This is a genomic window from Armatimonadota bacterium (genome assembly GCA_037138755.1).
Lineage (GTDB): Bacteria > Armatimonadota > Fimbriimonadia > Fimbriimonadales > Fimbriimonadaceae > Fimbriimonas.
On record JBAXHT010000001.1, the window covers coordinates 487,685 to 499,832 of the forward strand.

The window sequence follows — 12,148 nt, forward strand, 5'->3', positions numbered from 1 at the left end:
GCGCTAGCTTAATCAATTACAGTGACAGTTTTCTCGATTTCTAGGATCCCGTCCACTGTGACGGCAAGTTTTTGGTTTCCATTTTCAATAACCGTCCAACCGCGCTGGGCAAACTGGGGCCAGATTGCGCCGTTCAAGTCGTGTACAAAGTGCTCGATATCTTTTGGATCGAAACTCTTTTCGGTGCGAAGCAGGTTTCGTTCTAAGTTGACCTCGAGTGCGCAGGTAAGGCAAACCACTGTCGTGGCTCCAGCTTCTCGAACAAAAAGTTCAATGCTGTCTGGGAACGAGCAGTGCTCGATCACGACTGCAAAACCGGCATCCGAGTAAGTGCGTGCGCACTGGCCAGCTGCGATATGTGCCAAGCAGAACTGGCGATGGCACTCCTCGTCGTACCCTTGGGTTGGTTGGCGCAGTCCTGAGACCACGTATTGGCGGAAGTAGTCAAGGTCAATCCGAAACGCCTTCTCATATCTTTCGGCGAGTGCCTTTGCCGTAGTCGATTTCCCAACTCCGGGCGCACCGGAGATGAAGAAGATTCGCCCTTTTGGCAAGGCAGGCATCGACCGAAGTATACTGTTGGCACGATTTGCCGGATCGTCTAATGGCAGGACAGCTGTTTTTGGTGCAGCACGTCAAGGTTCGAATCCTTGTCCGGCAGCCACTTTTTTGAAACCGACCCCCGACTTTTGGGTCGGGGTTTCTTGTTCTACTCCCCTTAAACTCACGCTTACGTTTGCTAACAGACGGCCATCCGTATCAAAAAACAAGGCACGGTACGAACTCGATCCTTGGTCCAGCGCTAAAAACACTGGGTTGATGCGCTCATCATGCAGAATCTTTGCCGAAGGAGATTTTTGCGGTAGTGCTGGTTACGGTAGCATCGGAGTTGGATGATGCGAGGCAAAGTCGGTTCGCAAAAAAAGTTGGTTCGCCGAGCAGGGTTCATTGCGTCTGTCGGCGTTCTGACGTACGGCATCGCCAGCGCCAATTATCCTTCGACGCTTGATTTCGCCTCGGACGTAGACCCGATTCTAAGAGCCCATTGCTCACCTTGCCACTACAGCAAAGAGCCCGCCGCTGGCCTCGCGTTTGACCAACTTGCCGGCCTCATGAAGGGTGGGGTATCCGGCCCCGCGATTGTGACCCGCAACTCGGGGAAGAGTCGGTTGATAAGACGAATATTGGGCCAGGATGGCTTACCGAGAATGCCCATCGGATTTAACGCCCTGGCCAACGCCGATATCGCAACCCTTCGAAGTTGGATTGATCAGGGAGCAAAATCATCATCGGCAACTGCCCGACGGACCCATTGGGCCTATGTCGTGCCGGTTCGCCCCCCGATTCCGGCTATCAAGCAATCCACATGGGTGCGGAACCCCATCGACTCCTTTGTTCTGTCCACGCTAACGAAAAACGGGCTGAAACCGTCTCTCGAGGCCGATCGGGCCACCCTGATCCGCCGGGTCACGCTTGACCTCATCGGCCTGCCTCCAACTCCTTTTGAAGTGGATGACTTCATGGCCGACCGAAGCCCCGGCGCCTACGAAAGAGTGGTAGACCGACTGCTCGCCAGCAAACACTACGGCGAAAGAATGGCGCTCCCCTGGCTAGATCTTGCCCGCTATGCCGATAGCAACGGCTTCCAGCAAGAGGGCGACAATCAACAGTACGGTTGGAGAGATTGGGTGGTGAGAGCCATCAACCAAAACATGCCCTTCGACGAGTTCACCATCGAACAACTCGCCGGAGATTTGCTTCCAAACGCCACCGTGGACCAAATCGTCGCCACCGGATTTAACCGAAACCACATGCTCAACGGTGAAGGCGGCGCGATTCCTGAAGAGCAACGGTCGGTCAACCTTTTTGACCGTGTAGATACCACTTCGACCGCTTGGTTGGGTCTCACGATGGCCTGCGCGCGGTGTCACGACCACAAGTACGACCCCATCTCCCAGCGAGACTACTACCGCATGATGGCGCACTTCAATCAAGTGCCCGAAACCGGGGTGCCTAGCGGGGGTGGACAGTACCGGATCGCCGATCCAACCGTATACGGTGGTACAAAAGATCAGATAACTCGGCTAGCTGCGGCTGAAAACGAGCTTGCAAAACTCAAAACTGCCAATCCACCCGATAAGAAACTAATTGCCGCCGCCTCTGAGATTGTAGAAAAACATCGAGCGGAAATGCCCCGAGTGATGGTCATGTCCGACGCCCAACCCCGAAAAACCTATATCTTCAATCGCGGTAACTATCTGGAACACGGAGAGGAAGTCGAACCGGGCCTGCCCGAGAAGATTGCTCGCGCCACAGTCCCGGCCAAAAATCGAATGGCGCTTGCCCGATGGATCGTTTCTTCCGAGAACCCGTTGACAGCAAGATTCTTTGTCAATCGAACCTGGCAACTCTTCTTTGGCCGGGGTTTGGTACGAACCGAAGAGAACTTCGGCGTCAAAGGTGAACCGCCTACCCATCCCGAACTTCTCGATTGGCTTGCCGTCGAGTTTCGCGAGCGAGGCTGGGACGTCAAGCGCCTACAGCGCCTCATCGTCACCAGCAGCGCATATCGCCAAAGCTCAAGGGTGACGCCTGAGTTGATTCGACGCGATCCCGAGAACCGACTCCTTGCTCGTGGTGCGAGATTCCGCCTTCCGTCGCCGATCCTAAGGGATATTGCCCTGAAATCCAGCGGGCTGCTCAATCCGGCCATGGGCGGAAAACCCGTCTATCCTTACCAGCCGAAGGAGATTTGGGACGGCCTAGCCATCACTCTAGAGCGAGACTTCAAGTACCCGCAGTCCAAGGGAGCTGATAATTATCGTCGAAGCATCTACACCTTCTGGCGCCGTACCGCTGCCCCCGGCAACATGTTCGATGCCTCGTCCCGGCAGGTCTGCACTGTGCGAAATAGCGTTACCTCGTCCCCCCTCCATGCCCTCACGATGCTGAACGACATCACTTGGGTCGAAGCTGGCCGCGGATTAGCCCAGCAGGTCCTTAAACTTCCCGCCCGCAGTCGGCTCAGTGAAGCGTTTCGCCGAGTTTGCACCCGAAGACCCAACGCCGCCGAGCTAAGCGTACTGGAGCGGAGCCTGGCTCGGTCACAGCAATACTTCGAGTCAAATCCTGCCGAAGTTGCCCCATTTCTTGCCGTCGGAGACCTTCCGGTGGACCCGAAACTTAACCCCGTCGAAGTCGCGGCCTATGCCAGCGTTTGCCTGGCTATCTACAACCTGGACGAGGCCATGACCCGCGAATGAACCTATTTTTTGAGCGCGACCTACGAATCTCTCGCCGTCAATTGCTCGGCGCCGCCGCCCAGGGCGCTGGTTCCCTCGCCCTCATGGGCCTGCTCGCCCAGGACGGATTTGCCTCAACTCTCGCCCCGCAAAAAAGGGGTCTCAAAGGGCTTCCCGGTCTACCGCATTTTCCCGCGCGAGCCAAGCGAGTGATCGTCCTCTGGCAAGGTGGCGCCCCCTCTCAGGTGGATCTTTTCGATCCCAAGCCCAATCTGGAAGCATTGCGAATGCAGGAGCTTCCCGACTCCGTTCGCTCCCGATCGCGCCTCTCCACGATGACCAGCGGCCAGGCCAAATATCCCATTCTGCCCGCGATTCAGCCTTTCAAAAACTACGGTCAAAGTGGCACCGCCATGTCCACCCTGCTCCCACACTTAGGCAGCGTAGCCGATGACATATGCCTCGTGCGCTCGATGCACACCGAAGTCGTGAACCACGCCCCGGGAGTCACCCTTTTTCTAACTGGCAGCCAAATCCCAGGTCGGCCCAGTATGGGAGCTTGGGCCGCATACGGTCTTGGATCCACCACCGATGAGCTTCCCGCATTCGTCGTCATGACCTCTAACGACGAGAAGAAAACCTGCGGCCAACTGTTCTATGACTACTATTGGGGTAGCGGATTTCTGCCGTCCCTCTACCAGGGCGTGCGCTTCCGCGCCGAAGGTGATCCCGTTCTGTATCTAAGCAATCCTCCCGGCATGTCGCCCGCTCTCCGGCGGGGCGTCCTCGATGACATCGCAGATCTCGACCGCCAGCGTCACAAAGTCTACGGGGATCCCGAGATCGAATCCCGTATCGCCCAGTACGAGATGGCGTTTAAGATGCAAACCAGCGTCCCCGATCTAACTGATCTATCCAAGGAATCAGCCGACACTCTGGAGATGTACGGTCCCGACGTCCAGCGAAAGGGAAGTTACGCCTACAACTGCCTCCTCGCCCGGCGCCTGGTCGAACGCGGCGTCCGGTTTGTCCAGCTCATGCACAGTGGCTGGGACCAACACTCCAATCTCGACACCCAACTCGCGCTTCAATGTCGAGACACTGATCAACCGTCCGCCGCCCTCATCAAGGACCTCAAACAGCGCGGAATGCTGGAGGACACCATCGTCGTTTGGATCAGCGAGTTTGGTCGTACTGTCTTCGTTCAGGGCGATATTACTAAGCCTGATGGTCACGGACGTGATCATTTCGGATCCTGCTACAGCATCTGGGCCGCCGGAGGCGGCTTCCGAGGCGGCACCGTTCACGGCGAAACCGACGAGTTCTGCTACGGCATCACCAAGGACCCGGTCAGCGTCAATGACCTCCAAGCCACCCTACTCCATCAACTGGGCATCGATCACAAACGCCTCACCTTCCGGCACCAAGGCCGCGACTTCCGACTAACCGATGTCAGCGGCGAGGTCGTCAAAAACATCATCGCATAGTGGCGAATATCAACGATCTAATTGGAATGAACCCGCCGTCGAGATGGAACTTAGCCGTCTGACCGAAATACCTCCCAGATTTGGGCGCGTGGAACAAAGAGTCACGTGAAATGCTCGAACCTGGGCTTCTTAGCGGAAAACCATGCCAAAGCTCGTCCAGGACCTTTCGGGCATTTCCAGCACGTCTTCCTCAAGCTCATCTCTCAAGGCGGCCCATTACGGAAGCATGCGCACGTCGGTGAAGAGCATGAGCCTCTCAGGATTCAAATAGAAGGTCAGCTATTTTGTTTTAGCACGTCAAGGATCGAATCCCTGTCCGGCAGACACTCCTTCTTTTCGTTCGCGTAGAATGAAGCGTCCTTATGACTGACCTCGACCTTATGCTTCGCTTCATGCTCCAAGTGCTTGCCGTGCTGGGAGCATGCAAAGTCATTGGGTATCTAGGAGTCAGATTCTTGGGTCAGGCTCAAGTCACGATGGAGATGGTGGCGGGGGTCATGCTTGGCCCATCGCTGTTCGGATTACTCGCGCCCGATGGGCAGTCGGCACTGTTCCCGATCAAGAATGAGGCAGGAAGCGGGAAGCATCCTTCGATGCTGATCCTGTACGTTGTGGCTCAAACTGGGCTGGTGCTTTACATGTTCTTGGTCGGCACCGAGTTCGACCTTGGACTGGTCAAGGGCAAGACAAAGGCGGCTCTCTCGATTTCAGGTGCAGGAATCCTGTTTCCGTTCGTGTTTGGGGTGTTGGCCTACTACACGTTGATGTCCAGCCATCAAGGCTTGTTCGGAGCAAACATTACAGATTCGGCCCGGGCTTTGTATCTCGGAGCCGCGATGTGTATCACCGCGTTTCCGATGCTCGCGAGGATCATCTATGAGGCCGGATTCACAGGAACCCGACTTGGCACCCTTGCCCTTGGGAGCGGCGCGACGGATGATGCGGCGGCCTGGTCGATTCTCGCAGTTGTTTTGGCTCAGAGTAAGGGCGATCCAAAAATTGCTTTGTTCGCAATTGGTGGCGGAATCCTGTTTGTTACTCTGATGCTGACAGTTGGAAAGGTGCAATTAGCCAAGTTTCTGGCTGGCAAAACTCTCGATCAAACCCTGTTCACATTCATCACTCTGCTTCTATTCGCGGCGGCTTGGTTCACAGATGCCATTGGTGTCTATGCTGTCTTCGGTGCGTTTACGCTGGGAGCGGCAATGCCCAAAGGCGAACTCACGAAGGGACTGCAGGCAAAGATAGAACCGCTAACAGTTGGCCTCTTCCTGCCGTTCTTCTTCGTCTACTCCGGGCTCAATACGAAGCTATCGTCCATCCAGGGAGCCGAAATGTGGATTATCGCGTTGATCGTTCTGATAGCCGCAATCGCTGGGAAACTGGGTGGGTGCTACCTGGCGGCACGTTTGAGCGGAGAAAGGCACATGAACGCTCTCGGAATCGGGATCCTCATGAATTCCCGTGGTCTGATGGAGCTGATCATCCTCAACATTGGCCTTCAGAACGGAGTGATTACCCAACAGCTCTTTTCGATCATGGTTGTCATGGCGATCGTCACCACCCTAATGGCGGCGCCGCTCTTCAAGCTCATCAAACCGAAGCTGATTCTAGAGTGATTTATCGGTCACTCGGTGTATAGTTGCTCCATGCGTGACGTTATCTTCATAGGCGGTGGCCCCGCTGGTTCGACCGGTTGTTGTTTGCTCAAGAAGTACAAACCCGAGATGGACGTTCTGGTACTCGAGCGCGAAAAGTTTCCGCGCGAGCATGTTGGCGAGAGCCAACTTCCGCCGATTTCTGTTGTACTCGACGAAATGGGATGTTGGGATAAAGTTGAAGCCGCGGAGTTTCCCATAAAGATCGGTGCGACCTACCGTTGGGGCAATACGAATGACCTTTGGGACTTCCAGTTTCTGCCTATCGAGAGAGTTGAAGATGAACCTAGGCCGGCAAAGTATGAAGGTTGGCGGAAACTCACTGCGTTCCAAGTAGAACGCTCGGTCTACGACAAAATCTTGCTCGATCACGCCAAGGAAATGGGGGTTGAAGTCAGAGAAGAGACAAAGGTAGTCGAAATATTACGCGACGGGGACAAAATCACCGGATTAAGGCTCGAAGACGGGACCGTGGAAACGGCCCGATACTATGTTGATGCAACCGGGGCATCGGGAACACTGCGAAGGGCGATGGGAGTGGAAACGATCGAACCATCCAGCCTTCGGAATGTTGCATTTTGGGATTATTGGAACGACGCCGAGTGGGCCTTTTCGGTTGGTAGAGGCGGAACCCGGGTCCAAGTCATGAGCCTGGGGTACGGGTGGATTTGGTTCATCCCGATTTCGCCCACTCGCACAAGTATTGGCTTAGTATGTCCTGCCGAGTATTATCGCCAGTGCGGTCTCTCGAAGGAAGAACTGTACGAAAAAGCCGTTCGCGAGGAACCAAGAATTGCATCTCTCATCCAAGGTGCAACTGCGGATGGGGAAGTCAAAGGCACAAAGGATTGGTCCTACTACGCGGAACGTGTCTATGGAGAAAATTGGTTCTTAGTTGGTGAGGCGGCGGGGTTCGCCGATCCCATATTGGCGGCAGGGTTGACGATGGCCCATCTAGGAGCTCGTGAACTCGCGTATACGATTCTTGCTTTGGATGAAGGTGCTCACGACGCAAAGTGGCTAAAAGAGGAGCTCCAGGATAACTTAACAAGAAGGGTCGCTCAGCATATCAAGTTTGCGGACTTTTGGTATACGGCCAATGGGTGCTTTACCGACGTGAAGGAGCATACAAAGACCATCGCAGCGGAAGCAGGCTTGGAGTTTGATGCCAACCAAGCATTCCAATGGCTCGGAACGGGCGGATTTATGGATTCCGGTAATGCAGGAATATCAGGTTACGATTTGGAATCAGTGATTGACACCATCGAGTTGATGACCGAAGGCGAAGCGCAACTCGAAGTATTCAAATACAACCGCTTCATATTAGATATGGAAGGCGCAATCGAAGAGGATGTTGCAAGCTACCAAGATGGAAAAATAGTTGCACTTCGTCGCTGGCGAAAGGGGAGTGCGGTCCTTCCTCAGAAGGGAATGTATTACGTTCTCCTGCAAATCCTTCAGCGCGGAGGCGATATTTCGTTCCTCATACCAAACATGATCGCAGCAGTTAAGCAACACGGCGCTCGTCCAACAGATAAGAAGGCTATGTCGTACGGTCTATGTCACTTAGAATCTTTGCTGAAGTGTGGATGGGTACGCGGAGTAATGGTTCCTGGTCAGCCTCCGCTTCGCTTCGAGCTTCCGAGGCAGGAGCGGGCTATCAAGATGAACACGGATACGTTCGTGGAGTTCAGTGTCTGAAAGAGAGTTTGGTGCTAGCTTCGCGGGTTCAGCATCAAAGAAGGGTTCGTTTTCTTTCACGACAGGCGAGGACGGGGTTCGGTTAGAATTCCTATCATCTGAAACAACATTCTGCTCCTCTGATCAAGGATTCATTGAGGGATTATGGAGATTCGATTGCGGCGAACTCTTTCTTTTTCAACCCCGCACGAACAGGTATTTGGAAATCAACCTTGCTCCAAACGGTGCATGGTGGAGTTGCGTCTTTTCGAGTGTTAGAGAGCGTGATCTGCAGACGGTGCACCCACAATTAGTGCGTGTCTGGACTGTTGACGCGGCCGTCGGTTGGCGAGCCGGTTTCGAGCTGAGTTGGAAGGAGATTGAACGTAGCCTTGGCTCGGCGGAAGATCTCCGTGGAAACATCACGCTTATCCTCGGCGGCTGTCCCGATGTCAACCCGCCCCTCGAGAACTTACACTCCGTCGCGAAACTTGGGGCGGTAGATTTTCACCGTCCTCACGAGTGGCTCTCACTCGATCAACTTGTTACCTAAAGACCAGCTTTTAGCTGCTCAATAAAGGTCTCGGCTTTTCGAATATGGAATCGCCGAACAGAGTTGAAAATTTTTCCTTCCTGGGTATTTGGGTCTACCTTAGTTCGCTCATGGCATGCGATCGCGCCTTTGAGTAGGTCTGCCAAAGCTGGGTCCTGCCCGTGACCTTTGATGATCGGTGCGATCTCGTACAAGCAGCCTAACAAAATCGGAGCTGCGTCTTCGTCCTTCGCGTCAAGAGTCTTTTTCGCTGTCTCAATCGCGACGGCAAACTTGCCGTTGTGAGCCTGAGCTTGCGATAGTCGGAGAGTGTCTTGAATCCGACGGTCCTCGTCACCGGGAACCTTGATCGCCTTCATAAGGATTTCTTCGGCTTCGGGCCACCGTCGCGAAATTCGCAGAATTTCAGCGTATTGCCAAAGGTCATTTTGAGGGACCTGCGACTTATCAACGTTAGTCAACAACTCCTCGGCATACTCGCGAATCTTGGCCAGCCGCTCCTCATCCGTCAACTGCCCTTTCTGATACTTAACGTCCAAAGCGTCTGTGGCCTGTTTCAGAAGGGAATAGGCCACCTCCATGCGATCCACTTGCGGGATCGACGACAGGTCGTTCGGGTTGCTATATTGCCCGCAACCCGCCAGCAGCACGCTCGTGAGCAACAGGCTACATGTAAATCGCATATCGCTCCGATGGGAATCTTTGATCGCGATAGATTTCACCGCCGCAGAACGTCAGCACCGCTTTGCCCTTAAAGCTCATGTTATGGAACGGCGCGTTCTTGCTCTTGCTGAAGGATTTATTGCGGTCAAACTTCCACTCCAGGTTTGGGTCGATGACGGTGAGTTGAGCGACGGGAGTTTCGCCCGGCACCAGCGTCCCGGCATCAAGATGAAGGATCTGCGCTGGCATCGTGCTGAGTTTATTGACCGTCTCCAAGGGAGTCAGGATTCCCGTGTGAGTCAAGTTCGTCAGGGTGACGGCAAGGGTCGCTTCAATTGTGCTCGCGCCAAACGGAGCTTCGTCAAAAGGAACGTCCACTTCGTGCGATGCATGTGGGCTGTGATCGCTCGCGATGCAGTCAATGGTTCCGTCTTGCAGGGCTTGCTCGAGCAACTCGATATCAACCTTCGTTCGCAACGGCGGCTGCATCTTGAACTTAGTGTCAAAGTCGCCGATGTGGTCTTCGGTAAAAGTGAAGTGCATCGGGCAGATCTCGCACGTGACCGGGGCCCCGAGGGACTTCATGAGCCGAATAATTTCAACGGCACCCCAAGTACTGACGCGCATGATGTGAACCGGGCAACCAGTGTGCAACGACAGCAAACAGTTTCGCATCGTTGCGATCTCTTCTGCTGTACGAGGAGTCCCCTTGAGACCGAGCATCGCAGAAACCGCACCATCGTTCATGACGCCGCCTTCGCTGAGGCTAGCGTCATCGCAGTGAGCCATGATCGGTAGTCCGAGTTGGACACAGAACTCCATCGCATCGGTCATCAGTTGAGAATTCTGAACTGGAAACCCTTCGTCACTCGCCGCAACGATTCCTGCCCTTTTCATTGCGCCAAGATTCGAGAGTTCGAGACCCTTCAGACCTTTTGTTAATGCGCCAACTGGAGCGACGAACACCCCGCCGGCCTCGGGTGACGCGGACTTATCGAGAATGAAGTCAATGATCGCCGGATTATCCAAGGGTGGATTCGTATTTGGCATACAGCAAATCGTGGTGTATCCGCCAGCCGCCGCAGCCTGGGTTCCTGTCTGAATTGTTTCCTTATGCTCCTGCCCAGGTTCACGAAGGTGAACATGCATATCAACCAGGCCCGGCGTGATCCAAAAATCGGTGCAATCGTAAACTTCGTCGATATCGCTAAGGTCACCAATCTCACCAATTTCGATAATCTGGTCGTCCTCAATCAGAACCGAGCCGATCGTGTCTAGCCCTTGCGACGGGTCGATGATTCTTCCGTTTCTAAGGAGAGTTCTCACGCGGCACCTCCGAAGCACCAATAGAAACTTGCCATTCTCACAAAAACACCATTTTCAACCTGCGCGGTAATTGCCGACCGCTCACCGTCAGCAGTTGGATCATCGATTTCAACACCTCTGTTGATCGGGCCCGGGTGCATGACAATACAGCCGGCATCCGCAACTCGCAGTCGCTCCGCATTGATCTGGTACATGTGTGCATACTCGCCAACCGAACCGATCATGCCCTGCTCCATCCGCTCCTTCTGAAGGCGCAGGCAAATCACAACGTCCACGTCCTCAAGACCTTCGTCAAGATCATCGTAGAATCCACCAGGCAGGCTTGCCGTCTGAGAAGGGAGAAGGGTTCTCGGACCCACAAAACGAACTTCAGCTCCCAGTTTCTCAAGTAGCCAACCGTTCGATCTTGCGACTCGCGAGTGCTTGACGTCACCTACGATGGCAACTTTCAATCCCTCGATTCGGCCCTTCCGTTCAAGGATGGTTACCGCGTCAGCCAGAGCCTGGGTTGGGTGCTCATGTTGCCCATCACCGGCGTTCACCACGGGGCCGCCAAAATGCTTGGCTGCCAATCCTGGCGCACCGCTCGACTTGTGTCGCATCACCAACGCGTCCAGCCGCTCATGGCGCAACGTCAAGATGGTGTCCTTAAGCGTCTCACCCTTGCTCATGCTACTCGCGCTAGTCGCGAAGTTACTGGAGCGCATCCCAAGGTAAAAAGCTGCTTGTTCGAAGCTAACTCTCGTACGAGTGGAGTTTTCGAAGAAGAGCATCCCAACGACTTTTTTGCTGAGGTTTGGGACGGCTTCATCAGCTCGAACGCGCTTCTTAAAATCGCGACCCAGTTCAATGAGGGCATTGATCTGATCCGGCTCAAGGTTCCTTATCTCTAGAAGGTTTTGCGGCATTAGGCCTTCTCCGTTTGGGCTGGCTGCAAGACTACAGCGTCCTCGCCATCATACTCATTAATCTTCACCACGATGTTATCGCCACGTTCAGTTTGAATCGTTCGTCCACAGAAATTGGGTTCAATCGGCAACTCGCGATGTCCTCGATCTAACAGAACCGCAAGTTTGACGGTTGCGGGGCGACCGTGCCTAATCAGGGCATCTAACGCGGCCCGAATCGTCCGTCCGGTGAAAATAAGCTCATCCACCAGGACAACGTGCTTGCCAGTGACTTCAAATGGGATCTCAGATTCATCCTCTGTCCTAACTGGCGCGTCATCTCGAAAGGCACGGATATCAAGCCTTCCGCAAGGGACGGTAACACCTTCAATCTGGGTCATGTGGAAGGCGAGCCGCTTCGCGATTGGATAGCCACGTTTGAGGACACCAACCACGACGAGGTCCTGCGCACCCTGGTTTGATTCCAAAATCTCGTGTGCAAGGCGGCCGAGAGTCCGCCTGATATCCCCCGAATCTAAGATGACGGCGCCCATGCTTGGGACGATTATGGCAGACCAGCGCAAGTCTTAGCCGCGTTCTCAGGTTTCTCCAAACAATTCCTCAACTTCACCTGAGATTCCTGCGGGGACAT

Annotated in this window: 11 protein-coding genes and 1 tRNA gene; 7 read left to right on the plus strand and 5 right to left on the minus strand. The window is 54.4% G+C overall.

Annotated features, from left to right (window positions below; all coding sequences use genetic code 11):
- Window positions 1-8: 8 nt before the first annotated feature.
- Window positions 9-563 carry an AAA family ATPase gene (locus WCK51_02290; protein MEI7575694.1) on the minus strand — a complete coding sequence of 185 codons (555 nt, stop codon included), beginning with the start codon at window positions 561-563 and terminating at the stop codon, window positions 9-11.
- 27 nt (window positions 564-590) lie between these two features.
- Between WCK51_02290 and WCK51_02295 the strand changes: the two genes are divergently transcribed.
- The 7 genes from WCK51_02295 to WCK51_02325 all read left to right on the plus strand — a co-directional run bounded on the left by WCK51_02295 (window position 591) and on the right by WCK51_02325 (window position 8,620).
- Window positions 591-664: transfer RNA gene (locus WCK51_02295), tRNA-Gln, on the plus strand.
- 229 nt (window positions 665-893) lie between these two features.
- Window positions 894-3,263 carry a PSD1 and planctomycete cytochrome C domain-containing protein gene (locus WCK51_02300; protein ID MEI7575695.1) on the plus strand — a complete coding sequence of 790 codons (2,370 nt, stop codon included), beginning with the start codon at window positions 894-896 and terminating at the stop codon, window positions 3,261-3,263.
- Window positions 3,260-4,729, plus strand: a complete 1,470-nt coding sequence (locus tag WCK51_02305; protein MEI7575696.1) for a DUF1501 domain-containing protein — start codon at window positions 3,260-3,262, stop codon at window positions 4,727-4,729. The genes WCK51_02300 and WCK51_02305 overlap by 4 nt, the downstream gene beginning before the upstream one ends.
- 142 nt (window positions 4,730-4,871) lie before the next feature.
- Window positions 4,872-5,000: a hypothetical protein gene (locus tag WCK51_02310; GenBank protein ID MEI7575697.1), complete on the plus strand. Its 129-nt coding sequence runs from the start codon at window positions 4,872-4,874 to the stop codon at window positions 4,998-5,000.
- Between the two features lie 91 nt (window positions 5,001-5,091).
- Window positions 5,092-6,348 (plus strand): cation:proton antiporter, encoded by a 1,257-nt coding sequence (locus tag WCK51_02315; GenBank protein MEI7575698.1) that lies wholly within the window; start codon window positions 5,092-5,094, stop codon window positions 6,346-6,348.
- A 30-nt stretch (window positions 6,349-6,378) separates the two neighbouring features.
- Window positions 6,379-8,088 carry an NAD(P)/FAD-dependent oxidoreductase gene (locus WCK51_02320; protein ID MEI7575699.1) on the plus strand — a complete coding sequence of 570 codons (1,710 nt, stop codon included), beginning with the start codon at window positions 6,379-6,381 and terminating at the stop codon, window positions 8,086-8,088.
- 292 nt (window positions 8,089-8,380) lie between these two features.
- Window positions 8,381-8,620: a hypothetical protein gene (locus WCK51_02325; protein ID MEI7575700.1), complete on the plus strand. Its 240-nt coding sequence runs from the start codon at window positions 8,381-8,383 to the stop codon at window positions 8,618-8,620.
- Here the strand turns inward: WCK51_02325 and WCK51_02330 are convergent.
- From WCK51_02330 to pyrR, 4 genes are read right to left on the minus strand one after another with little or no spacing between them, the layout of a single operon-like run.
- A complete protein-coding gene (locus WCK51_02330; protein ID MEI7575701.1) occupies window positions 8,617-9,303 on the minus strand; it encodes a hypothetical protein in 687 nt (228 codons plus the stop codon). The genes WCK51_02325 and WCK51_02330 overlap by 4 nt on opposite strands.
- On the minus strand, window positions 9,287-10,609 hold the full coding sequence (locus WCK51_02335) for a dihydroorotase (GenBank protein ID MEI7575702.1): 1,323 nt from the start codon (window positions 10,607-10,609) through the stop codon (window positions 9,287-9,289). The genes WCK51_02330 and WCK51_02335 overlap by 17 nt, the downstream gene beginning before the upstream one ends.
- Window positions 10,606-11,517: an aspartate carbamoyltransferase catalytic subunit gene (locus WCK51_02340; GenBank protein MEI7575703.1), complete on the minus strand. Its 912-nt coding sequence runs from the start codon at window positions 11,515-11,517 to the stop codon at window positions 10,606-10,608. The genes WCK51_02335 and WCK51_02340 overlap by 4 nt, the downstream gene beginning before the upstream one ends.
- Window positions 11,517-12,050 carry a bifunctional pyr operon transcriptional regulator/uracil phosphoribosyltransferase PyrR gene (gene pyrR, locus WCK51_02345; GenBank protein MEI7575704.1) on the minus strand — a complete coding sequence of 178 codons (534 nt, stop codon included), beginning with the start codon at window positions 12,048-12,050 and terminating at the stop codon, window positions 11,517-11,519. Before pyrR ends, WCK51_02340 begins: the two co-directional genes overlap by 1 nt.
- Window positions 12,051-12,148 lie beyond the last annotated feature (98 nt).

Excerpts from the sequence above, each read along its gene's own strand:
- WCK51_02300 (MEI7575695.1), top strand. The coding sequence starts at position 894 with ATGATGCGAGGCAAAGTCGGTTCGCAAAAAAAGTTGGTTCGCCGAGCA.
- pyrR (MEI7575704.1), bottom strand. The coding sequence starts at position 12,050 with ATGGGCGCCGTCATCTTAGATTCGGGGGATATCAGGCGGACTCTCGGC.
- WCK51_02315 (MEI7575698.1), top strand. The coding sequence starts at position 5,092 with ATGACTGACCTCGACCTTATGCTTCGCTTCATGCTCCAAGTGCTTGCC.
- WCK51_02290 (MEI7575694.1), bottom strand. The coding sequence starts at position 563 with ATGCCTGCCTTGCCAAAAGGGCGAATCTTCTTCATCTCCGGTGCGCCC.
- WCK51_02305 (MEI7575696.1), top strand. The coding sequence starts at position 3,260 with ATGAACCTATTTTTTGAGCGCGACCTACGAATCTCTCGCCGTCAATTG.
- WCK51_02330 (MEI7575701.1), bottom strand. The coding sequence starts at position 9,303 with ATGCGATTTACATGTAGCCTGTTGCTCACGAGCGTGCTGCTGGCGGGT.
- WCK51_02340 (MEI7575703.1), bottom strand. The coding sequence starts at position 11,517 with ATGCCGCAAAACCTTCTAGAGATAAGGAACCTTGAGCCGGATCAGATC.
- WCK51_02310 (MEI7575697.1), top strand. The coding sequence starts at position 4,872 with ATGCCAAAGCTCGTCCAGGACCTTTCGGGCATTTCCAGCACGTCTTCC.
- WCK51_02320 (MEI7575699.1), top strand. The coding sequence starts at position 6,379 with ATGCGTGACGTTATCTTCATAGGCGGTGGCCCCGCTGGTTCGACCGGT.